The sequence below is a fragment of the Streptomyces sp. NPDC056479 genome, assembly GCF_042795335.1.
In the GTDB taxonomy this organism is placed as follows: Bacteria; Actinomycetota; Actinomycetes; order Streptomycetales; family Streptomycetaceae; genus Streptomyces.
Genome location: NZ_JBHTRZ010000015.1, coordinates 18122 through 40910, shown reverse-complemented (window position 1 = coordinate 40910; position 22789 = coordinate 18122). Strand labels below are relative to the sequence as shown.

At 69.0% G+C, this 22789-nt stretch carries 15 protein-coding genes and 6 pseudogenes; 8 read left to right on the top strand and 13 right to left on the bottom strand.

The annotated features are described in order from the left end of the window. Positions 1–360: 360 nt before the first annotated feature. Complete coding sequence (locus ACFQ6S_RS41785) at positions 361–630, top strand: hypothetical protein (RefSeq protein WP_383421243.1); 270 nt, start codon at positions 361–363, stop codon at positions 628–630. Positions 631–1260: 630 nt separating this feature from the next. Here the strand turns inward: ACFQ6S_RS41785 and ACFQ6S_RS41780 are convergent. Together ACFQ6S_RS41780 and ACFQ6S_RS41775 are read right to left on the bottom strand one after the other, a co-directional pair. Continuing rightward, entirely contained in the window at positions 1261–1752 is a 492-nt protein-coding gene (locus ACFQ6S_RS41780; protein WP_383421240.1) for a hypothetical protein, read from the bottom strand. A 144-nt stretch (positions 1753–1896) separates the two neighbouring features. Continuing rightward, positions 1897–2190 carry a hypothetical protein gene (locus tag ACFQ6S_RS41775; protein ID WP_383421237.1) on the bottom strand — a complete coding sequence of 98 codons (294 nt, stop codon included), beginning with the start codon at positions 2188–2190 and terminating at the stop codon, positions 1897–1899. A 229-nt stretch (positions 2191–2419) separates the two neighbouring features. Here ACFQ6S_RS41775 and ACFQ6S_RS41770 point away from each other — a divergent pair, with 229 nt between their 5' ends. Beyond that, complete coding sequence (locus ACFQ6S_RS41770) at positions 2420–4567, top strand: DUF4139 domain-containing protein (RefSeq protein WP_383421234.1); 2148 nt, start codon at positions 2420–2422, stop codon at positions 4565–4567. 4 nt (positions 4568–4571) lie between these two features. After that, positions 4572–6131 (top strand): DUF4139 domain-containing protein, encoded by a 1560-nt coding sequence (locus ACFQ6S_RS41765; protein ID WP_383421231.1) that lies wholly within the window; start codon positions 4572–4574, stop codon positions 6129–6131. Positions 6132–6179: 48 nt separating this feature from the next. On the opposite strand, the gene ACFQ6S_RS41760 is transcribed toward ACFQ6S_RS41765, so the two are convergent. The 3 genes from ACFQ6S_RS41760 to ACFQ6S_RS41750 all read right to left on the bottom strand — a co-directional run bounded on the left by ACFQ6S_RS41760 (position 6180) and on the right by ACFQ6S_RS41750 (position 8486). Beyond that, the gene (locus tag ACFQ6S_RS41760; RefSeq protein ID WP_383421228.1) at positions 6180–7004 is read right to left on the bottom strand and encodes a class I SAM-dependent methyltransferase; all 825 of its coding nucleotides are present in this window, start codon (positions 7002–7004) and stop codon (positions 6180–6182) included. A gap of 542 nt (positions 7005–7546) precedes the next feature. Continuing rightward, on the bottom strand, positions 7547–7903 hold the full coding sequence (locus ACFQ6S_RS41755) for an ArsR/SmtB family transcription factor (RefSeq protein ID WP_383421225.1): 357 nt from the start codon (positions 7901–7903) through the stop codon (positions 7547–7549). 208 nt (positions 7904–8111) lie between these two features. After that, positions 8112–8486 (bottom strand): hypothetical protein, encoded by a 375-nt coding sequence (locus ACFQ6S_RS41750; RefSeq protein ID WP_383421222.1) that lies wholly within the window; start codon positions 8484–8486, stop codon positions 8112–8114. A gap of 366 nt (positions 8487–8852) precedes the next feature. Between ACFQ6S_RS41750 and ACFQ6S_RS41745 the strand changes: the two are divergent. After that, positions 8853–9143 (top strand): annotated as a pseudogene (locus ACFQ6S_RS41745) (HNH endonuclease); the annotation flags it as partial. 72 nt (positions 9144–9215) lie between these two features. On the opposite strand, the pseudogene ACFQ6S_RS41740 reads toward ACFQ6S_RS41745, so the two are convergent. Beyond that, positions 9216–9851, bottom strand: a pseudogene (locus ACFQ6S_RS41740) (class I SAM-dependent methyltransferase); the annotation flags it as partial. 397 nt (positions 9852–10248) lie between these two features. On the opposite strand from ACFQ6S_RS41740, the gene ACFQ6S_RS41735 reads away from it, so the two are divergent. Beyond that, positions 10249–11253: a serine hydrolase domain-containing protein gene (locus ACFQ6S_RS41735; RefSeq protein WP_383421219.1), complete on the top strand. Its 1005-nt coding sequence runs from the start codon at positions 10249–10251 to the stop codon at positions 11251–11253. Between the two features lie 63 nt (positions 11254–11316). Here the strand turns inward: ACFQ6S_RS41735 and ACFQ6S_RS41730 are convergent. The 3 genes and pseudogenes from ACFQ6S_RS41730 to ACFQ6S_RS41720 form a co-directional block, all read right to left on the bottom strand. Continuing rightward, positions 11317–12099, bottom strand: a pseudogene (locus ACFQ6S_RS41730) (transposase family protein). Between the two features lie 165 nt (positions 12100–12264). Next, positions 12265–12377: pseudogene (locus ACFQ6S_RS41725) on the bottom strand (IS5/IS1182 family transposase); the annotation flags it as partial. A gap of 239 nt (positions 12378–12616) precedes the next feature. After that, the gene (locus ACFQ6S_RS41720) at positions 12617–13648 is read right to left on the bottom strand and encodes a hypothetical protein (protein WP_383421216.1); all 1032 of its coding nucleotides are present in this window, start codon (positions 13646–13648) and stop codon (positions 12617–12619) included. 1268 nt (positions 13649–14916) lie between these two features. Here ACFQ6S_RS41720 and ACFQ6S_RS41715 point away from each other — a divergent pair. Further along, positions 14917–15852, top strand: a complete 936-nt coding sequence (locus ACFQ6S_RS41715) for an SDR family NAD(P)-dependent oxidoreductase (RefSeq protein ID WP_383421213.1) — start codon at positions 14917–14919, stop codon at positions 15850–15852. Between the two features lie 165 nt (positions 15853–16017). Beyond that, positions 16018–16656 carry a TetR/AcrR family transcriptional regulator gene (locus ACFQ6S_RS41710; RefSeq protein WP_383421210.1) on the top strand — a complete coding sequence of 213 codons (639 nt, stop codon included), beginning with the start codon at positions 16018–16020 and terminating at the stop codon, positions 16654–16656. Between the two features lie 1136 nt (positions 16657–17792). Here ACFQ6S_RS41710 and ACFQ6S_RS41705 read toward each other — a convergent pair. Then, positions 17793–18170 (bottom strand): annotated as a pseudogene (locus ACFQ6S_RS41705) (GntR family transcriptional regulator); the annotation flags it as partial. Further along, entirely contained in the window at positions 18163–18957 is a 795-nt protein-coding gene (locus ACFQ6S_RS41700) for a hypothetical protein (RefSeq protein WP_383421207.1), read from the bottom strand. The gene ACFQ6S_RS41700 and the pseudogene ACFQ6S_RS41705, both read right to left, overlap by 8 nt. 950 nt (positions 18958–19907) lie before the next feature. On the opposite strand from ACFQ6S_RS41700, the gene ACFQ6S_RS41695 reads away from it, so the two are divergent. After that, positions 19908–20405 (top strand): hypothetical protein, encoded by a 498-nt coding sequence (locus ACFQ6S_RS41695; RefSeq protein WP_383421489.1) that lies wholly within the window; start codon positions 19908–19910, stop codon positions 20403–20405. Positions 20406–20789: 384 nt separating this feature from the next. Here ACFQ6S_RS41695 and ACFQ6S_RS41690 read toward each other — a convergent pair. Together ACFQ6S_RS41690 and ACFQ6S_RS41685 are read right to left on the bottom strand one after the other, a co-directional pair. Beyond that, positions 20790–21047: pseudogene (locus ACFQ6S_RS41690) on the bottom strand (transposase); the annotation flags it as partial. 33 nt (positions 21048–21080) lie between these two features. Continuing rightward, on the bottom strand, positions 21081–21665 hold the full coding sequence (locus tag ACFQ6S_RS41685) for a DinB family protein (protein WP_383421204.1): 585 nt from the start codon (positions 21663–21665) through the stop codon (positions 21081–21083). Between the last annotated feature and the right edge of the window lie 1124 nt (positions 21666–22789).

Genomic DNA, 22789 nt, shown 5'->3' with positions numbered 1-22789 from the left:
GCATCTCGTCCGAGCGGACCTGCGGTTCAACAGGAGCCTACGCATTGGCACCGTGCGGAACTCCGTCGCCTACAAGCCGCACCTCAACGCAGACGCTGCGGTCGAGACCCCGTCCGGCGGCGCTGCATGCGTCGCAATGGATCACCACCCCACCGTCACTCAATGCGGGAAGCGGGCTCGCCCGCAGTACGGCGATTGGCACGAGCGACTGACCGCTTCGCCTACGAGCACCTCAGTGGCGCCTCGTCCCGGACCCTCACGTGGAGGACCAGGAGCGCGACTTCGAGCACGAGCAGGCGGGGCTCACCAGCGAACGGCCTCGAACAGCGAGGCCCCACCACATCGACAGGAGGCCCCGCCATGGCCAACCTTGCACTGATCTACCCGATCGCGGCCGCTGTCGGCGCTACGTACGCGGCCGCCGCATGGGCCTGGCGCCGCTACAAGGACACGGCTCTGGACGGCGTGTACCCGGGATCCCCGCAGCACCAGGCCGCACTCCGGTCGGTCGAGGACCGTACCGCGCCGGCGTTCACCACCTGGCCGGACCTGCCGACCGCGGTGCAGGCCGCGCCCGACCGGGCGGCCATCGACCACTCCGACACCGACACCGACCGGGGCAGCCCATGACACCGAACCCCCGCCACCCCACCACGAGGTGCACACCATGACCATCCCACCCTGATTGCGGCCGCCGTGGTGCTCACCGCCACGGCGGCCGCCGTCATATGAACCCTCCGTGCCCGTAACGGCACGCCGGAGCAAGACCGGGAGCAGGCCGTCGCCCGGCTGACCGTACGGTGCACCACCGCGACGTGCGCCCTCAAGGACGTCTGCGGACCGTCCGCCAGGCGCAGGACGCGCTCGACCAGGCCGACCAGATCCTCACCCACACGCTCGCCCAGGACCCGGAGCGTCCCGCCCGAAGCTCGATCTCGTCATGCAGCTGCTGCATGAGGCTGACACGTTGAAGGTGACCCGGCACGACCGGCTCTCCCGCTCCGTGCTGCCCTGGAGACCCTCGGCGCCGAGCTGCGCGAGCGCGGCATCGGGCTGCACGTGCGTATCGGCTCCAGGTTCGGGCGGCTTCGGTGACCAGCCGCCCACTTGACGCCGTTGTCGACCACGTAGCGGACCGCATCCAGCATCACGCGGTGGTAGTAGACCTCCGGCCACCCGCCCCCTCCTGCAGCAGGAAGGCGCGTTGCTGGATCTCACTGCCGCCGGTGCAGCCGACGGTGGCAGCCATGGTGCTCCCTACTACGTGGGCGAGCGGTTCACGGCTGCTTGGGCGATGCGGCGTCGTAGAGCGCGGCGTCGGACGGTGAGGCCGAGTGGGGAGTTGAGGGTGCGGGCGTCATGGTGGGTGTCGCCGAAGGTGGTCAGGATCCGGTTGAGGCGATGGGTGGTCGTTTCGGTGGTCCGTGGCCGAGGGGCGGGTGTGTGCTGCTGTGCTTCGTCCCAGTGCGGCTGGAAGATCGACGGTTCGCCGTCGAGGGCTCTGATGAGTGCGACGACTTGCTCCCAGGTGCCGCGCATCTCGCCGTGGAGGATTTTGCGGATGTCGTCGGCGCTGACGGCGTGTCCGGTGGCCACTGCGAGGCTGTAGGGGGTGGGGCAGGCCGCACGCTGGTGGAACGTGCGCAGCGCGGGCGGCGGCACCGGGACGGCCGGGATCCAGTTCGGCCAGCCCTGCTCCCCGGTGGGCGCCACCGCGACCGCCGTTGACGGGCGACCCGCGTAGTTCTTCATGGGCAAGGACGGCCGGCCTCGGTGGGGCTAAAACTCAGGGTGATCCGCAGGATTGGTCCTCCGGTAGGGCAGCAGGAGCGTGCCCTTCCCGGGACCTGCTGCGGAGCGCCGACCGACCCCGGCGGCCCGCACGCCAGGCAGTTGTCAGACGCGTGCGTGGCGCGCGGTGGTGGCTGCATGTGCAGCCGCTCGGTCCTTGGGTCCCGCTCCCGCGGCCGGCCCCATGCGCCGCAGCCACCAGCTGGACAGCGCCAACAGGCCGGTGAAGACCACCAGCAGCAGCAATGACGTCCACATGGGCCCGCTGCCGGGGGACGACCACACCGTCACGATGCTCGACACCGCCCACAGCAGCACGCCCGCGGCGTACAACGCACGCATCCGACGCAACTGCCGTGCGACCGGCCAGGACTCCAGGGACTCGCTCTGTGCAGCCATGAGGCGCCGGGTACCCCCGTCGGTCTCTTTCGCACCTGTCGCATCATCAGGCGCTGCGGTGGGTGAGCCCATGCGTCGCACGGCTCCGCCGACGTCTCGTCGGTGTTTGCCACCGACGGCGGGGAAGTCGGGTTCCGCTCGAGGGCCGAGGCGGCCCGAGAGGAAGCGCCAGAACACGGCATGGCCTGGGCGTAGGCTTCGGTCGGCAGGACGCAGGGGGGCGGAGTGAATGAAATCTGAAGCTGCACCGGGGTGGGCGTCGTCGCTCGACGCGGTTGTGGTGTACGCGCAGGGTGCGCTGTGCACCCGGGTGGCCAGGGGAAGCGTCCCGGCGGACGGCCGGGTGCGGGTGACGGGACTGCCCCGGTCGCTGGACGCCGGCTCACTGCGGGCGAAAGTCGTGGGCGATCGCGGCGTGCGCGTCACCGAGGTGCGGGTGGAGATCGATGCCGAACCGTCCGGCACCGACACGGTCGACAGCCTGCGGCAGGAGATGGAGAGGCTACGCGACGTGTGTGCCTCGGCGCAGGGGCGGCGTGACCGGCAGGTGAGCCTGATCGCGGAGGTCGCGGCGCTCCGTCCGGTTCCGCCGGCCCGAAAGCGCGAGGACCCGCCCCGCCGCACGGCCGCCGATGCCTGGCTGCGGCTCGCCGAGTTCGTCGACGAACGGCTGCGAGGGCTCCAGGACCGGCTCTTCGAGCTGGAGGAGGAGCTCCGCCGAGTCCAGCACGAGTTCTCGCTTGCCACCGACCGCTGGATGCGTGCCTCGACCGACGTGCCGTCCGAGCATGTCGCGACCACCGTTGTCGCGGTCCTGACGCTCGACGGGACCGGGACCGGGACCGTGGAAGTGGAGCTTGAGTACGGTGTGCCGGGGGCCGTCTGGGTACCGGCCTACCGTCTCACTCACCGTCAGGGCGACGTCGACGGCACTCTGGTGTTGCGTGCTTCGGTCGCCCAGCGCACCGGAGAGGACTGGAACGGGGTGCGCATCGCCCTCGCCACCGCGGATCTGCGGCGCCGCACCGATCTGCCGAGGCTGCGGTCGATCCGGGTCGGACGCCGGCAGCCCGCCCCCGCGCCCTCCGGCTGGCGCGAGCCCCCTGCGGGGCTCTCCGACCTCTTCTCCGGCTACGACGCGGCGGGCCCCCGTCCCGCTCCGGCCGTCGTACCAGTCCCTGTGGTCGCGCCTGCGCCCGGCCCCGTCCCCCCATTGCCGCCGGCACCGCAGGGGTACGGCATGCCGAGCCCCGAGTCGACCGGCGTCGGCAGCGCTCCTGCAGCAGCCTTCAGCGCCGTACCGCCACCGCCGCCGCCCGCACCGCAGGGGTACGGCATGCCGCCCGCCGCGCTGCCTGAGCCGTCCGGTCTCGCCGGTGCTCCGTCGGCGGTCTTCGACACAGCCGTGCCCCGCCCGGCACCGCCGGCGCGGTCGGGACGACCGAGTGCCGGGTCCGGGCCCGCCGGCCGGGTCGCTGCTCCTCCCGCCATGGCCCCTCCCCCTCTCCCTCCCCCGCCGTCAGCGCCTGCGGCGGCCGGTCCGCCACGGCCGAGCGATGCAGAGCTCGACTACTCCGCGCTCGCGCTGTCAGGCCCCGACGAGCCCGACGGCCGCAGGGGCAGGCTCTTCCCCCGCGTGCCCCACGACCCGGTGGCGGACGAGGACCGCCGTCGCGCCGACGCGGTGGCCGCGCTGCCGTTGCCCGGCCATGCCGTGCGGCCCCGCGAGTCGGCGGGCTCCTTCGACCACCGCTACGACGCCGTCGCCCGCGCCGACATCCCTTCCGACGGCGCCTGGCACACCGTCACCATGAAGGAGATTCCCGTCGGTCTGCGCACCGAGTACCTCTGTGTGCCCTCGGTGGAGCAGACGGTCTACGCCACCCTCGTGCTCTCCAACGCCACCGACCAGGCGCTGCTCGCCGGGCCGGTGGAGGTCACCAGCGACGACGACTTCCTGACGACCGCCGCCCTGCCCACGCTCGCCCCCGGCGGCGTCCGCCGGATGGGGCTGGGACCCGCCGAGGGCATCCGGGTCACCCGCCGCACGAACCTGCGCGAGTCGACGTCGGGGCTGCGCAACAACACCACCCTGCTCGCCCACCACGTCCATGTGGAGCTCTCGAACCGGCTCGCCCAGGCCGTCACCGTCGAGGTCCACGAACAGGTTCCGGTCACCTCCGAACCGGACGTGCGGATCGAGGAACACGCCGACTGGACAACGCCCGAGCAGGACGGCGGACCCGACCGACATGCCCCAGGCACCCGCGTCTGGCGAGTGGACCTACCCGCCGGCGGCAGCGCCGCACTCGACGGGGGCTACGACATCCGCGTCCCGGCCGCCAAGGCCCTGGTCGGCGGCAGCCGCAGGAGCTGACACCATGCCCACGGACACCCCGCCGATCCCCCTGCCTGTCACCGCGGTCACCTGCCTGGAAGACCGCGCCCACATCGAGCGGACCGCCGAACTCGACCTGCGCGCCGGCGTCCAGCGGCTGCGCCTCGGGCCGATCAGCGCACTCGCGGTCGACCGCACCCTCCACGCGGAACTGACGGGCGAGCATTCCGCGACCGTCCTCGACGTACGGATCGTCCGCACCTGGGCACCTCGCGGGCCGCTGCCCGCCGCCGACGATTCCGCCCTGCAGACGCGGATCCGCGTCCTCGAAGAGGAACAGGTCACCGTCGGCCACACATGTGACCGGCTGCGCACCCGTCTCGACCTCCTCGGCCGCCTCGCCACCGATCTGCTGCGGGACATCGCCGAAGGAACGGGTCACGGCGAGACGGACGAGGTCCGCTGGACCCGCGAGCTGGACCGGATCGACGCCGAGCGCGATGCGTACGGCGAGCAACTCCGCGCCGCGCAAGCACGGTTGACGGACGCCGCCGGCGAGCTGGTGCAGGCCCGGCAGGCCATCCACCTCGCTGAGGAGCGACCCGCCGAGCTGATCGGCCATGTCGAGCTGACCGTACGGACCGAGGTCGCCGAGCAGGTCCGGCTGCGGCTGACCCATCTCACCTCGTGCGCATTGTGGCGCCCCGTCTACCGGGCCGTACTGGACGGGGACTCGGTGACGTTGGAGACCGACGCGATGGTCTGGCAGCGCACCGGCGAGGACTGGTCGGACGTACGGCTCACCTTGTCGACGGCCCGCTCGGCGCTGACCACCGACCCTCCGCGGCTGACCGAGGACCGTCTCACCCTCAAGGACCGCTCCGCCGCGGAACGCCGCACAGTCGATGTGGAACTGCGGGAGGAGGAGATCGCGGAGCTGGGTCCGGTCCCGGTGCTCGGCCTGCCTGGGGTGGACGACGGCGGCCAGACACGTGTGCTGCACTCGCCTGCTGCCGTTTCCGTCCCTGCGGACGGCCGCGCCCACCGGGTGCCGCTCACCGCCGTCACCGCCGTGGCGAGCAGCGAGTACTCCTCCTCGCCCGAGCTGTCCCCACTGGTCACGCAGGTTGTGCGGTTCGACAACACCTCTGGCCACTCGCTGCTGGCCGGGCCCGTGGACCTGATGCGCGGCAGCGGCTTCACCGGCCGTGGCACGCTGAGCTTCACCGCGCCGGGCGCTCCGGTCGAGCTGGCCTACGGCAGCCACGACGACTACCGGGTGATCCGGCACACCGAGAAGTCCCACGACACCGCGACGTTGACGCAGCGAACCGTGATCACCCACACGGTCCGCCTGCATGTGTCCCGCTTCTCGGCTCCCGGAGAACGCGGTGAGCAGATCGTCGCGCTTCGGGAGCGCATTCCCGTCTCCGAGGTCTCGGCGGTCGAGGTACGCCTGCGCAAGGAGGCCTGTGCACCGGAGCCCGACGAGGTCGACGCCGACGGCATCGCTCGCTGGGACCTCCGCCTGGCGCCCGGCGGACACGGCACCGTCACCCTGGTCTACGAGATCTCCGCGAGCGGCAAGGTCGCGGGCCTGTGAACCCTGTGTGAGCGGCCCAGTGAGCGACAGGCGGGGACGGAGTCATACCTAGGTCTCTGAGCGGCGGGCTGTGACCAGGAGGTATTCCCAGTCCATGGTGCCATCCGCCAGGTGTTGCGCGGCCAGGCCGTCGAGGGCGGCGTCGAGGGCGGCCACACGATCCGGGTCTTCCGCGATGAAGCGATAGGTGGCAATGGTCGGCCCGTAGCTGGTCTTGAAGAACTCCCGGAACTCTTCGGGCTGTACGAACCGGTCGACACGCAGCGGCTGCCGGCGGGCATCGACGTCCGTCACGCGATTCCCCAGGAGGGAGCGCACGTGGTCCGGGTCGCCCCACAGCGGCGGCGGCTGTGCGCCCGGCGGAGGCGCAGGGGCATACGGGCGCATTGCGGCGAACATTTGCCCGATGAACCCTTGCGGGGTCCAGTTGATCAGGCCGATCTTGCCGCCCGGCCTGCAGACGCGGACCAGTTCGTCGGCCGTTCGCTGGTGGTGCGGGGCGAACATGACACCGACGCAGGACATCACCGTGTCGAACTCTCCGTCCGCGAAGGGCAGCGCCTCCGCGTCCGCGACCCGCCAGTCCATCCGCGCTCCGCGAGCCTCGGCGAGGCGGCGACCGACTTCCAGGAGCTCGGGCGTGAGGTCGGAGGCAACGACGTCCGCGCCGAGAAGTGCTGCAGGGATGGACGCGTTCCCGGAGCCGGCCGCGACGTCGAGGACGCGTTCGCCCGAGCGAACGTCGCTCGCCCGCACCAGCTCGTCACCCAGGCCATGAACCACGTCCGACACCACAGCGGGATAGTCGCCCATCGCCCACATCGCGCGGTGTTTCGCCTTCACAGCATCTGGCGCGGCATTGTCATTGTTCATGTCCCTATGCCTAGCCCCGTGCAGGCCCCGCGGCCAGGGCCACGAGGGTGATTCTCGGGGCATTCGAGGACTTCACCCTTGCCGGCAGAGGCCACCGGTCGTGCGGACCTCGCGACTTGCGCCTTCGACGACGTCGACCGGCTCAGGACAAGGGCGGCAGTTCTCCGCCGGAGGTGCCGTCGTTCCCCGGTGACAGCGACTCCTGATGGCACGCAGTAAGGACCGTCGCTCCACCAGCTGCGCCCCCGAGCCTCGACCAAGGGCTCCGGTCGGTGCCCGAAGCCGGTGGGAAGGGTCGGCACCGGCTTCAGGTCGAAGCCCGACAGGTGCGCGAGTGCAACACCACCCCACCAGCCTGAGTACTGCAGGGCCGATACAACCCCGTGGGCGGACCCTGTGCACAACGAGGTGACGGCTCTCCGCGCACACTCTGACGGGCCCCCAAGGCTGAGTCACGAGCCCAGGAGAGGACCACGAGTTCCTCATTTCCGAATGGCGAATTGGGGGGAACGTGAGGGCATCCGGCCGATGCGGTGCCGCTGTCACCTGGTGGTGTGCAGGGCGGCCGGGGCGTCGGCCTGCTGGAGCTCGGTCAGGAGCTGGTTCTGGCCGGCGAGGAGTTCGGTGAGGATCCGGCGGGCGGCGCGCAGGAGTTCAGCGACGTCTCCTCCGGCGAGCGCGTAGCGGACGGTGGATCCTTCCCGCATGGACACGACGATGCCGGAGCGACGCAGGACGGCCAGTTGTTGCGACAGGCTGGAGGGCTCTATCTCGATGTCGGCCAGCAGGTCCCGCACGGACACCGGACCGTGCTGGAGGAGTTCCAGCACCCGGATGCGTACGGGGTGGCCGAGCATGCGGAAGAACTCCGCCTTGACCTGGTAGAGGGGGGCCTGCATGGATGCTCGCTCCTGCTCGGGTGAGTGGGATTGCGATCGCCGCGATGCGGCGGTGTCGAAGGACACCGCCGCGCCGCGGACCGCTTTCGGATGTCGATCCTTCACGTCCCGGACTCGGCAGGAACGCACATTGGCACCATGCTGATGTGGTGACTTGAAGAAGTCTTCACATGATGGGCAGACGTGGCCACCGGCGTCCTCAGGCGGGCTAGATCTCGATCTCCTCCTCCACGCGCTTGAGTTGGTGGCGGGCCATCGCCAGATTCGAATTGGCCTTGTCGAGGACGAGGTACAGGAACAGTCCGTTGCCCGTACGACCGGTCACCAGGCGGATCACGTGGTACTGGCGGTCCAGCGTGATCAGGATGTCCTCGATCCGGCCCTTGAGGCCCAGCTGCTCCATGGTGCGGACCTTGGCCCGGATGACATCCGTGTTGCCGGCCGCGGCAACGTTCAGGTCCAGGTCCTTGCCCCCACCGAGCGTGCCCAGGGCCATTCCGCTGGTGTAGTCGACCACAGCGGCTCCCAGGGCTCCCTCGACCCCGGCCATCATCTCCTTCAACGACACTTCCACACTCGCCACAGCGCCTCCCATTGTGTGCATTGGACCGCGCGGGCCACTGCCGGCCAGCCCGCCTCGGTGTCCGGACCGTAGGCACGCCGCCCTCACGAGAGGAGAAGCTCTTCGGGACTGACCTTCGACGACCGGACAACGGCGCGACGTGACCGTTCAGCGGACCGCAAGTGCCGTGTCGGGAACCGAAGTTGACACCAGATCCTCAGCCCTCGATCGGCGGAGGCCTGGGCGTGAGGCGTGTTGCTCATGCGCCCTCCGAGCGCCGTTTGTCGCCCCGTGCTCGGTCGTCCCTCGCGCCCTGCCCCTGACCGTCCGCTGAACGTTCTTCGTGGTCAGTTCGCCGCGAGATTCTGAGGAACCGGGCGGCCCGCGGATAGCGGCGCATCGGCCTGGACCCCACCGCGCCGCGAGGCGTACGCCAACGACCAGGGCGCCGAGTCCTCGCTCGTCGCCGTCACCGCACGCTCCAACCCCAGCAAGGCCGACCAGGACCCCGCGCAGTGGCTGCCGCCCGCCGCCGACGTGCACTGCCGGTATGTCGGCGAGTGGGTGGACACCAAGCTCCGCTGGGAGATGGCAGTCGACGACGTCGAGCTCGCAGCCCTGGAAGGCGCGGCGGCCGACTGCCCCTCGGAAACGGTGACGTACGAGCCCGCCCTCTGACGGCTGCTGGGCGTAATGGCCTGTGGTCGGCCCCGGTGGAGCACGTGCCATGGGGCTGACCGCAAGTGGTCGTTAACCGGCCGATCCGGTAGCCAGGGGTACCTCCAGAATGAAGAAGAGGAAGCACATCTTGGTCGAGAGGCCGTGGAAGTCGTCGGGGTAGAGCTCGCGGGCGGCCGGATCGGGCTGTGGCTCGCTGATGACTGCCAAGCGGAAGCCGTGCGCGGTGAAGGCGTCAGTCATCGCGTGCAGCGGCCTGCGCCAGAAGGTCATCGGGGCCTTCTGCCCCACCAGGTCCGCCCAGTTTTGGGTGTAGTTGGTGGTCGCGTGATAGTCCGGCCGGGGATCCTGGATGGCGTAGTCGACAAAGGGGGTGCTGCACCGATGGGACCAGCCGGCCGCCGGGCCTGAGCACGCGCCGCATCTCGGCCAGCGTCGGCCCCCAGTCTTCCAGGTGGCGGAGCACCAGCGAGGCGTGAACATCGTCAAGCGCGCCGTCGGCGAACGGCAGCGCGTCGCCCAGGTCCGCCACATGCAGGGCCGCGTCGGCACCCAGTCGCCCGCTGTGCCAACTCCACCATCCCAGCGCTGGAGTCGAGGTCGGTGACGAGCGCAGCCCGGTCGCGCAGCGCAGCGAAACAAGGGACCGGACCCGCAGCCTGCATCCAGGATCCGGCGGCCGCCCACGTCCCCGGCGAGCGACAGCATCAACGACGCTGTCATAGTCCTTCGCTCCGACCGGAGGTACAGACTGGGCATGGTTTTCGGCGGTAGGCAAGCGGCGGTCCCCGCTCGTCATCTCGGCATATCGCGCTGGCGCCGTCCTGATCATCGACGTCGGCTCAGGAGGCCCCGGTTCTGGCGTCTTCGTGCGAACTCGTCAGTGCCGTGATCGGGAAGGTTCACGGAATTGGTTCGTTTCGATTTCGCGGTGGTGGCTGTGCCGGGAACGCGGCATTCTCGGCCCAGTGGTGTCTGCCAACCCGCTCAGGTTCGCGCCAACGCATGCCCGTGGCCTTCTGGGTGCCGTGCGCGTGGCTGGAACCGCGGGCGTCGTCTCTGAATCGCCTCGGTGTGGGGCCGGTCCACCAGTAATCTCGTTCCCATGTACTCGCTGGAGAACGCGGTCGATTCGATCGCCCACGAGACAGGATTCGCCGGCGTCGTCTCGGTGGACCGCGGGGGCGAGATCGAACTGGCCAAGGCCTACGGGCTGGCCCATCGCGGCACTAGGACGCCCAATACCGTCGACACCCGGTTCGCGATCGCCAGCGGTACGAAAGGGCTGACCGCACTCGCCGTCGTGACCCTCATTGAGCAGGGCGTGCTCCAGCTGTCCACAACCGCCCGCTCGGTGCTCGGCGAGGATCTTCCGCTCATCGACGACGGCGTCACCGTTGAACACCTCCTGGCCCACAGGTCGGGAATCGGCGACTACTTCGACGAAGACGCCCACCGGGAGATCACGGACTACGTGCTGCCGGTGCCAGTGCACGAACTCGCCACTACCGAGCAGTACCTGGCCGTGCTCGACGGCCACCCTGCGAAGTTCGCGCCTGGCGAGCGGTTCTCCTACTGCAACAGCGGGTACGTCGTTCTCGCGTTGATCGCCGAGAGGGTCGCAGGCGTGGCCTTCTCCGAACTCGTGCACGCACGGGTCTGCGAGCCCGCGGGCATGCGCGACACTGAGTTCCTTCGCTCCGATGAACTGCCCGAACGCACCGCCCTCGGCTACCTGCCCTTTGACGGGATCTCCAGGACCAACGTATTCCACCTCCCGGTACGGGGCAGTGGCGATGGCGGGATCTATTCCACGGTCGCGGACTTCGGCTCGTTCTGGCCCGCCCTGTTCTCCGGGAAGATCGTATCGCCGGGTTGGGTGACGCGGATGCTGCTCCCACACAGTGACGTGCCCGCGGAGTCGAGGCGCTACGGTCTCGGCTTCTGGCTCCACCGGTCAACCGACGTCGCGATCCTGGCGGGTTATGACGCCGGTGTCTCTTTCCGCAGCGTGCACGACCCGCGATCCACCCTCACCCACACCGTGGTCTCCAACAGCTCCGACGGCGCGTGGCCGGTCACTCGGCTCTTCGACGACCGCTTGTCCTAGACCGATCGCCCTGACGGTCAGGCGGTGGCCCGGTGAAGACCGGCCGTCCGCCCAGCGGATGTCTTATTCGCTGCGGATGCGGGGCGCGCTCGCGGCGTTGGGCAGCCAGCATGTCGGGGTGGCCTGGTGGAGACCGTCACCGCGCTGCCGGCAGTCACGAAGGATCTTGTACTTCTCCGGCCGGCCGATCACATGCTCTACACGAGCGCGGACCTTTCGGTGCGCGGCATTGTCTTCTTCCTCGCCCTTCAGCAGCGCCCGTCCCGGCCGTTAGCGGTGCGGGACGGCGAGCCCGGTTCTGATGCAGGCGCCGTCGCCGAGCACCGTGACGCCCTGGCACTGCTGGGCCAGGCCCGAGTCCCGCCAGGCCTTCGCATCCGCCGTGGTACCGGGCACCGGGCAGGCCACGGCCACCACCAGGCGCGTATCCGCGTCCACGATGACCTGCACATTCGCCGAGAACCGGTAGTTGCGTGAGGACGCGCCCACCTTACGGTCACGGACCGGGACGAGAGTGCCATCCACGATCCACAACCGCTCGATGCCGTCCTGCGAAGCCCGGACCGGTTCGAGCGCGAGCAGCGGACCAAGATGCTGGATCACCCGAAACACCGTTGCCCGCGAGACACCGAACAACGGCGCGAGCTGCCGCATGGTGAGGTTCGTGCGGTAGCAGACCGCCCACCAGCAGCACCCGCTCAGCCAACGGCAGCCGCCACGGCCGTCCCCATCCGCAGCCGTCACCGCCGCGTTCCCGCACCGCCTTCAGCAGCCGTCCGACTGCTCGACCCACAGCCCGGTGAACGCTTCCACCCACACCTGCTCGGCGCATAACACCGCAGCCATACAAGGAAGTTGCCCTGCTCACGGCCTTCTGCAACACCCTTTGGCGGGCGCCAAGCAGGTACTGAAGGGCCGCCAGTACCTTGCGCGCCCCCCACCCCGCGAGGGCCTCGCACGATCCCAGTCCACGCGGCGGATGTCTGCTGGAGCCTCACGCTGCGCGCGTGTACGGCAAGGACGGCCGATCCGGCCATGGCTGGCGGAATCGCATCGAGCAATGGCAGGAGTTGGGCGACGTCGTGCGGTTGCCCGCCGGTCAGCAGGGGGACCGGAGGGGTGCCGGCTCAGTGGTGAGCCCGGTCGCAAGGCGATAGACGACGGTGACGTCCTGATATTCCTGACCGGGGAGGACCGGATCCGGTAGGTGGGTGCGATCGCTGCGACTCGTCGACTCTCGCTTCCCGGTGCCGGAAAAGCGGACGGCTGTCTTGGGTCCCTGCGTGAAGCGGAGCCGTTCAGCGTGGACTGTCGACCGGAACAAGATGTCCCCCACCGAGCTCCCGGCGCCCGCGCCTCGCGTTCAGGGCGGCTCCTCAGGCTTCCTAGTGGAACGAGGGCGACTGGACCTTGGTGGCAGCTTCCCGTCCTCTCCGCGCACCCGGCGCGTGCGAGTGCTGGCTCGGCCCCGCCCTCCCTCCGCGTCCTTGCGCGCCGCACGCGGCTCGGCTGACTCAGTCTCTTCCCCGGTCTCGTTCGCCGTCTTCGCAGTATCCGCAACAGCGTGGCCGCCTTCCCGTGCCGCGTCGCCTGCGGCTTCTGCCTCACCCGCGACCTGTTCGGCCACGCTCCCCGCGGCGCCGCTTGCCACCTCGCCAGCGCTGCCGACGGTCCGGCTCGCCTCATGACCTACGTCCTCCACCGCGTGCCCGGCACCAGCGCCCACGTCCTGAACGGCCCTCCCGGCTCCCTCACCGACACCCTGCGCGACGGAGCCGGCGCCCCGGCCCACATCCTGGACGGCCGCGCCGGCACCCTGCCCCACGTCCTGTACGGCAGCTCCGGCGCCCTGACCGACGTCCCGGACGGCGGTTCCCGCACCCTGCCCGACCTCCTGGACGGCCCTTCCGGCACCCGTACCCACCTCCCCCACGGCCTGACGGGCTCCGCCGCCGACATCCTCCACGGCGGACCCGACTCCACGCGCCAGCTCGTGCAGGATCTCCGGGTTGCGGTCGAGCGTGGTGAGCACTCGGTCGATGATCTTTGCGACGTTATGAAGACGTACCTTGAGCTGGGCTTGGGCCTCAACGCCCGAGATGCCCAGATGCACCCGCCCGAGCGTGACGTCGGCGCCCACATTCAGTTTCAGCAGATCCAGCACCTCCGCCTGCAGCGAGACATGCGCCCGCAGGTCCTCGACGTCCAGGTCGATCTCGTCGACCTTAAGGATCGGAACATCGAGGAAAACGTCAGGGCTCGCATCCGCTGCGTCCTCCTCGTCGTAAGCCTCCGGATCGGCGTACTCGCCACTGTCCTCAGCGTCGAGTTCGTCACCGTGCTCGTCGTCATATTCCTCAACGGAGCCCTCACCGTTCTCGGCGTTGCCGCGCATCGCCACGCCTCCGCAGTTTTGACGTACTTTTCTACCATTCTGTTCCATTATGTGAATATGCGCAGTCAGTACCGTCCGTCCAGGCCGGAGTGATGGTCGCCGGGCGTGGGCAGGACGAACCACCGTCACCTCGATGCCCCGGCGGCGAATCCAACGCAGGCGCCAGCCCGCCGGCCGGCCGGTGCAGCTGTTGTCTGCTGGTTCACCACCCGTGGGAGGGTCAGGCATATGTCGCCCAGGTGACCAATGACCTCCGACGCAATGTGAAAGAGCAGGAACGTCTCAGCGCGGAGATCGCGTCCCTCCAAGAGCAGCTGGCCGCGGTGCAGCACGACCACACGGTGTTAGTTGAACGTGCAGCAGGCGGCGTAACCCAGGCGCCGGCCGCGCCTGCGGCAGGCCAAGGGCGCCGCGGTGCCCTCGCCCCGGCAGAAGACCGGCTCCGCGCGCGGCGGTAAGCGAAAGGCCCGGAATTCCACCGCCGCACCTCAGCTGATTGGCGAGCCAGTCCTGCAGCTCGCGGTGGCGGAACTGGTAGGCGTTTCCCGAGATGCGCAGCAGTCCGCCCCGGTAGGCCCAGCCGAGGAACGTACCGAGTCGCCAGCGGAGAAGCCGACGCGTGCCAGCAACAGCATGACGTGGCGGGTCCAGGCGTTCGCCACAAGGATGACTGCGCACAGCGACACCACACCCAGCGCTACGCCGTAAGACTCCCCCCAACGAACAAGACTGCGGACATGGCGGGCAACGGCCCCGTTCTCCGCTACGCAGCCCACCGGCACGCGTGCCCGACCTCGCGCCCTTCGCCCTGCCCTGCGCCGTCCCGCCCTGCCCTGCCCTGCCCTGCCCTGCCCTGCCCCAGCGGAGTGGACGTGGGGCGCGGCCACCGCGGTGCAGGCTCACTGGCTGCTCGGCTACTTCGGCGATCCCGACCAGGATTCCGTCCGCACCCGCAGTCATCACCTCGGCGCCCTACAGCTGGCCCCCGACATCCGGCCATCCAGAAAACCCTAGGAAGCGCACGGGAGGCGCATCACGACGCCCTCGCGCCGACGGCACCACCGCGTCACGCGCCAGCAATGCACGGAGCCGCGCTGAGGTCGCCCAGGCCCAGCGACCGTCACTGTCCATGTCCCTCTACGTCGCATGACCTGCCAGTCAACATGTCTGAACACACTGTATGGTTACTCGCACGGTGACCTCTCGGCAGCAGCTCGACGGACGCCAACACCCAAGAAGCAGCCACCTTCTGAAGGCAGGACACAGCCATGACGCTGACAACCACTCCATTCGGGAAGCGCGCCACAGCCGCGGAGGTGCTCGATGGGGTCGATCTGAGCGGACGCCGGATGATCGTCACCGGAGGGTCCTCCGGTCTCGGCGTCGAGACGGTGCGCGCGCTCGCAGGTGCCGGAGCGCAGGTGACCATAGCCACCCGGAACCCCGAGGACGCCAAGCCGCTGGTCGAAGAATTCCCGGAAACGCGGGCCGTCGCGCTCGACCTTGCCGACCTGAATTCCGTCCGTGCCTTCTGCGACGCCTGGAGCGGACCGGTCGACGCCGTCATCGCCAATGCCGGCGTGATGATGCTCCCGACCCGGCAAGTCAACGCACAGGGCTGGGAGATGCAGCTCGCCACCAACTACCTCGGCCACTTCGCTCTGGCTGTAGGCCTGCACTCCGCTCTGAGAGAAGCCGGCAACCCGCGCGTCGTCGTGGTCAGCTCCGGTGCACAGCTGCGCGCGGGGTTCGACTTCGACGACCCGCAGTTCGACCGGCACCCCTACGACCCGTTCGTCGCCTACGCACAGTCGAAAACCGCTGACGTGCTGCTGGCCGTCGGAATCAGCCGTCGATGGGCGACGGACGGCATCACCGCCACCGCCTGTGCGCCCGGATGGATCCACACCAACCTGGCACGTCACATCGACAGGGCCACCCTGCAGTCCCTCGGCGCCATGGACTCGGATGGCAATCTCATCACTCCCGACTACTACAAGACCCCGGCTCAGGGCGCCGCCACCACCGTACTTCTGGCCGCGTCGCCTCTTCTTGAGGGCGTAACCGGACGGTACTTCGAGGACAACCAGGAATCCGAAGTCGTCGAGGGCGGCGCCGAAGTCATGGCGGGCGTGGCGAAGTGGGCGGTCGACCCCGACGCCGCCGACCGACTGTGGGACTACGCTCTCCCCGTAATGCGTTGATCCACTGCTCCCCGCGCACGACGGGGCAGATGCCCCGGCAGCAGCAAAATCGCGAGCGTGCTCTCTGCCCGTGATGGACGCCGTACTGACGGACTGCTCCCGTCGGCCGGGCTCCTCCACGAGCCGTGGATCGTACGAGAACGAAGACACACCAGAAGGTTCCTGATGAGACCCGTGACCCGACGCCAGGCCGACCACCATGCCGCTCGCTCGGCCGCGACCGTGGCCCAGGTCATGTCCACCCTTCAGCGGCTCCTCGATTCGGGCGAAGCCTTCTCCGAGATCAGCGTCCAGCGAATCCTGGAGGAGGCCGGGATCTCCCGAGCCACGTTCTACGCACACTTCCAGAGCAAGTCCGATGTCCTGGTACGGCTCACCAACGACCTGCGGGAGTCACTGCTGGCACTCGCACAGCAGTGGAACCCGTCCGCCGGCCCCGACACGCTCGCCCAGTTCTTCGAAGAAGTGATCAAGATCCACCGGGCCCACCAGAGCGTGATCACTGCAGTCCGCGAGGCGGCCGCCTATGACCCCACGGTGGATGACTTCTACACCGCCGGCCTCGAAGGCTTCGACGAGACAGCCCTGCAATCCCTGCTCTCCGACCAGGCCGCCGGCCTGACCCCCGCCAACCTCGACGCCGTCTGCGCCAGCCGGATCATCGTCTGGGGTGGCGCTCAAGCCATCGCCCACCAAATCCGCGTCGATGACGGCAGCGGCGACACCGCCTTCGCCCGCGAACTCGCAGAGATCTGGTGGCACGGCGCCTACCGCCGCCCCAGCGAAACCCAAGACAGCACCTGATCAGCATTCAGGACGCTGTTGCCGGGTTCTCCTTTCAATCGCCACGTTGGTGCGGACTCCCCGGTGAATTCACGGCTCGGCCGTGCCTGGGCGGCTGTGGAACGGGCGACGCGTGTCGAATGGCCATCATTCCACCCGCCCCCCGCTCCGGGCAGCGGATGTCGTGCCGCAGGTGATCCCCAGCACCCAGCGGCCCCTTTGCTCGCCACACGGGCGGCAGGCCTCGCATCCCGGGCGATCCGCTCGAATTCCGGTCGCGCGTAAAAACGTTGACTGGCAGTCGATGACCCCGTCAACCCACTGGAAATACCAGGGTTAAGTGTGAGCCAGCCATAGTGGGCACGCCGGGCTCCCAGCTCAGGCTCGGATGCAGGGTAGCCACCATCGCCTCGGTGCCCCCGTCGGGGACGGCCCGCGCTCGTAGTGCGCGATCCGCCTCGCATCGTGGTGCCCACCCGGGCCCAGTACGGGCGCAGGGCGTGGCCGAAGCACCCGCGCAGGGCCGTGCCGAGGCGACCCAGTGTTCCGGTGTCACCCTCGGCGAAGAACCTGGTCCACGTCCCCGGGCGGCGAGCCTCCCAGAACCCGGTCACGTCCCGCCGCAGTTGCAGACGCCGTGTGGACCCGGGCGGCCTCGATGCCCGTGTCCAGGTCACCCGGCCCAGCGCGCGTAAGGAAGTCGGCCAAGTAGCCGCGTGCGGGGCCAGTTCGAAGAGAATCCGGACGGTACCGGGCAGACGGGCGCGCACATGCCGCTTCCACGGCCCGAGCAGGACCGCCCGGTCGACTCCCCCGAGCAGTCGCAGGCTCACAGCACCTCCCACATCGGATCCGGGCCGCCAGCCAACCGGATCCGGGCCATGCCGGCGTCCGAGAAGTGGAACTTCAGCATGAGTCCCTCGGGGGCTGTCACGCGCCGCGGTCAACAGCTGCGCGCATTCGTCCCGCCTGCCTTCGAGGTCCCGCTCGGAGGCGGTAGTTCGAGTGGCACTGAGGCAGCCTGCCCCGCCGCTCGTGGCGTCCGTCGACTAGGTCTGCTGCCCAAGTCTGTTCCGCACGCCTGTGACTTTCACCGACGCCTCGGTGGTCTTGGGGCCATCCGCTCCGCTGTCCACGGAGAACGGAGCGGGGGCGGGCTCCGAGTTCAGGGCGTAGCGCACGGCGGTCAGGATGTCCTCGGTGTCGGCGCCGAGCGCCCGGGCGGCGGAGGTGAAGTCCCGCGCCAGAGTGCCGAGTTGGTGGGCGTCGTGCGCGTACGGCCCGGACGGGAGCGCCGCCACCCGCGTGCCCGCGCCACGGCGGGTGCGGATCAGCTCGGCAGCCTCCAGCTCGCGGTAGGCGCGGGCCACGGTGCCCGGCGCCAGATCGAGGTCGGCAGCGAGCTGGCGCACGGTCGGCAGGCGCTCGCCCTCGGTCAGCCGGCCGGTGCGAATCAGGGCGGCCAGCTGGGCGCGGATCTGCTCGTAAGGCGGCACCTGGCTGGTGGTGTCGACGCGGACGGTGCGCTCACTCATCGTCGAAGGTCCCCTCGTCTACTGCCTCGTCGTCAACCGCCCGTGGTGCCACCACGGTTACCAGGGACCAGCCGAACGAGAACAGGCTCAGCAGACCCAGGGGACAGATCGCCACGATGGTGACGGCGCCCGGCAGACCGGCGCAGGCCCTTTCCGTGAGCGCGATGAGAAGCATCAGTACGACGAGTAGCACCTGACTCGAGACCAGCAGGCCCCAGGCTCCCGTGATCGCCCATGCGCGGTCGCGGCGCTGCTGGTAGTCGCCCGGTCCGTAGGCGATGCGGCGCAGGGCCCAGATGCAGGCGGGGGTTGCGACGGCGAGGGCGGCGAACATCGGGCCGCTGTAGTACAGGCCGGGCCAGGGACCGAGGGATGTGCGCATTCCTTCGCAGGTGACGGTGATGACACGCCCCGCTGCGCCTATCCGGTCGGGGCCGGAGGAGGCCGTGACGGCGCCCATGACCAGCAGAGCGACGAGGGAGGCGGCCTGCAGGAGAAGCAGGGGTGCCATGCGGGGCGGGATGTGGTCTCGGACCAGACGCGGGGCGAGACTCGCGGTGCGCACCGCCTCCTGGGGACGCAGGGTCAGGGCGTCGCCGAGCATGACACCTCCCACCGCGCACAGGCCGAAGGCAGTGATGGCGAGCACGAGGGGGGTTGTGATGTCGCCGCTCTCCATCGTGACCAGCTGCTGCGCGGCCACGATACCGATGGCCAGGCCGGACCAGCGGGCGTAGTGGTCGGCGTGGTCGAGAAGCCGGGACTGGAGCGGGACGCTGTTGAGCACGTGGAGATCCCCCAGATCATCTTGTACTACACGGTGGGTACAAGATGCCCTGGTCGGAATCTTGTGTCAAATGCTCGATACAAGCAGACGCCGGCAGTCCACCTGGGACTTCTGCGTCGGCCGGGTTCACCCGGCTGCTGGCGCGCCAGCAGGGCTATGGCCCGGCCCTCCAGGCCATGTGAGTTCGGCCCGGAGATCATCCGACAAGGGACTCCGTACCGAGGTGCCCTCGTTCGGCTGGCCAGTGGTTTTCATCTGGGCCGGAGCGTGACCGGCCATACCTGCGGCCCATCCGTCCTCCACAGCTCTGCATCAGCGATGCATCTCGACGGCGCACACTTTGGTCATCATGTCCAGACACGCATATGGGAAAGTCGCACCAGTTCGGTTCCCTGCCCGGCGCGTGCCGGCACAGATGCAACAGCGAGTGGGTCTTTCCCAACCTCGGGTTGACGCGGCCGGGCCGAGGGGCGAAGGCGTGGTGAGACCAGCGCGAGCAATTCATTGACCGGCCGGCCTGGACTGGCGTGCGACCTGGCCTTGGTGCGACGACCCCGCCAAGACTTCTCCCGCGGCCACCGCACCTGCCCGCTGAGCCCCAGCAGCCAGGCGGCTGAACAGGACAAAACCAGAGGACCGGGCGGTGCTCTAGCCATCGCGTGGAGTTTTGTCAATACCTGACACGCCAGCAGAAGTGTGAAGGAGTGTCAGACCGGTCCCCCGACCGGCTCAACCGTAGGGCCAAGTCACCTTCAGTTCCGTCTTTCTGATGGTCCATCACCAACGCGACCTTGAGCTTCCGAACGCCCGATCGGCCCCTTCCCATCGCCCTCCAGAAATTTCTGAGGTGGCGACAGAATTCGGCATCAGTATGTTCATTCATAGTCGGCTGGCTCAGCCGACACCCTGAGAGATGGAGAAACTGAATGCCCGTGAGAAGGAGAGAGGGAATGCGTACGCGTACCGTTGTCACGATCGCAGTATCGGTGGTCGTCACCGTCGTTGCTGCAACCGGCGTGAACTATGCCGCGGCTTCCAGCTCCGCCCCGAAGTCCGCACCGTCGGTGCAGGAGGCCGCCGCCTATGTTCCCCAGGGAGGCGACGGCCAGACGCACTTCAACGACCGGTACGACCGCAATGACCGGAACGACCGGAACGACCGGAACGACGATCATGGACGGGTCTTCGTCAACGAGCGCACGTTTTCCGTCGAGCCGGGTGTGTGCACCGCCGTGATCAGCAGCCCCGCGACGAGCTTCAATGTCCTGAACGAGAGTGACAGGGTCATCGAATTCTTCACTGGGATTACCTGTGACAACGGCTCTGCGATTTCGAAAATCGGGCCCGGAAACTCCAACAGCGCAATCGCCGGCACGCCGGTTCTCGACGGAGCCACGGTGCCATTCGCGCTTGTGGGCAGCTTCCGGGCGATCGACAAGCGTTACTGACCCTGCGCCGACCAGGGCAGCAGCAAGCCTGCTGGTGTGGCACTTGGACCCGGCCCTCCGTAATGGGGCCGGGCCATGCCCATCGAGCAGCGGCCGGCGGTCGACGCGACCCTTTGCACTCCCGGCCGGACTTCCGTATTGCCCCCTGGTCAACGTGCTTGGCGGTGCCTGGTGTCCCGGGGCGTGACATACGCGTAGCGGTCGTGGGCACGCCGTCCCGCCCACGGATGTCCGCGCCGCATCCAAGGACAGCGCCGGGTACCTGGTATGCACCGGGCGGTGCTGGACGAACTCGGGGCCCGGGGCGAGGTGGACTGGACCTCGGCGATCGTCGACGCGGCGTCCGGTCGCGCCAAAAAGGGGGGATCGCTGCAGCCGACGCCACAGGCCGGCCTCGGTCCCTACCATGAAGCGGCGATCCGCGGTGGCGGGCGACGTGCCGAACGTCGGCGGCAGATACCGCCAGACACGGCCGCTGGTCGGCGCATACACCACTGCGGTGCACACGGCCCGCTCGTCACACGGAGCGGCCCCACCACTTTGCGGACGAGCAGCGGACGACGGCAGCAACGGGGCGGCCGGCTCCCAGAGTTCATCAGGAACCGGACGCTTCGACAGATCAGCACGCACTACCGGCACCATGCCGCACGAACATCACGTCACGTGAGACAACCTCTAAGCCTTGACTGGTGCGGCCGACCTGGCGGCCTGCTCGATCTTGGCGAAGTAGGCCGCGCGGGCTTCCTCGTCGATCGGCTGCTCGTTCTCGGCGCGTACCCCGGTCCGGCCGTCGAGGCCCTCGCGCAGGATGTCGGCGTGCCCGGCATGCCGGATGGACTCGCCGAGGACGTGGACCATGATGGCGAACAGGTTCGTGTTGGGGTAAGGCTCCGCCCACCACGGCACGTGGCCGGGGGCGTCCAGGGGAAGCTCGTTGATCGTCGCGTCCGAGTGTTCCCACACGCGCCGGTAGAAGGCGATGATCTGATCGCGGGTCTCGTCCTCGGTCGCCCACTGATCGCTGCCGTCGGAGTCCTGCCACCGGCACAGCGGTTCCGGGGAAGGGCGGTCGAAGACCTCCCCGAAGTACCTGGCCTCGACGGTGGCCACGTGTTTGACCAGGCCGAGGAGGTTGGTCCCGGTCGCCGTCAAAGGCCGGCGGGCGTCGTATTCGGACAAGCCGTCGAGTTTCCAGAGCAGCGCCTGGCGGTCCCGCCGCAGTCTCCCGTGCAGGTTGTCCTTCGCGAACTCATCGATCATGCGGCATGAGCCTGCCACGGGCTGCTCGTGGTCTCAAGATCCCGTACGTGGTCCACAACGACGGCCAGAGCCGAGACCTGGCCATGGCCGCCGCCCTGACCTGCTACAAGCAGCTCGTCGAAACTAGCCACGTGAGACAAGCCATCGCGGCCCGACACGCTGCGTCCGAAGTCAGTCAACCGCCGAGGTCAGGGGGTCCGGCCGGGCCAACGTCCGGGACAGCGGCAAGCTGTCCCGTGCGGCAACGATCCGACGCACTCGCAGCTCGGCACGAGTCCGCGGACGGTACTTGGGCTCCTTGCCGCACCCGCAGACCGATCGCCCTTCGTAACGCAGCCCTTCACCCAACACCGCGGCCACCACAGACCACCCGCGGACATCACGCCTGGGCGGCGGAGCGAAGTCATGACCAGCGCAAATGAGGGGCCGAGCACAGTTCGGGCAAGGGTGCTCACGCCGTGAATCTGCATGCTGCTTGAAGCTGACACGGCACGAGACGCACGCGTAGTGCAGCTTGTAGTAGGTCATGGCGTAGAAGCACACCGGATCACCGTACCGAGCAACCCGTCAGGCAGACCACCCGGTTCCATGGGCCAACGGTCTGCCATCAGAAACGGCGTCTCAGAGGACCAGCGCGTCGCTGCGGGTGTGCCCGCCCCGGTCCGCGGGAGGTGTTTCGGGGCCGGGGGTGACGGGCGTCAAGGTCGAGGGGGTCAGGAAGGCGTGCCGCGCCGCCGCCCCTGTCCCGCACACGTGCGAGCTGTGGGGGATCTGCTGGTGCTGCCGCGTGTCCGTCGACCCCGCGTCACCGCAGGCGTGGTGTCGCTCGCGGGCCTGCTCCGCCGGCGGCACGCCCCTGCAGACGCAGGCGCCCCCGGCACGGCCAGTGCGCCGGGCGCCCGCCCGGCGGCGACAGCGCGACTCACAGAGCCGGGGTCCTTGACATGCAGTCAGGGTCCGATCCAGAGGCGGTGTCAACGTCCGACACACCCCAGACGCACCGACAGGGTGAACACCACCCCCTTCATTCACCGCGCTGGCCTAAGCCGCCCGTCAAGCCGCATGCAACGACAGCCAGTTGAAAGCACGTCAGGAAGATGCGGACATGCCCGCCCACCGCCCCG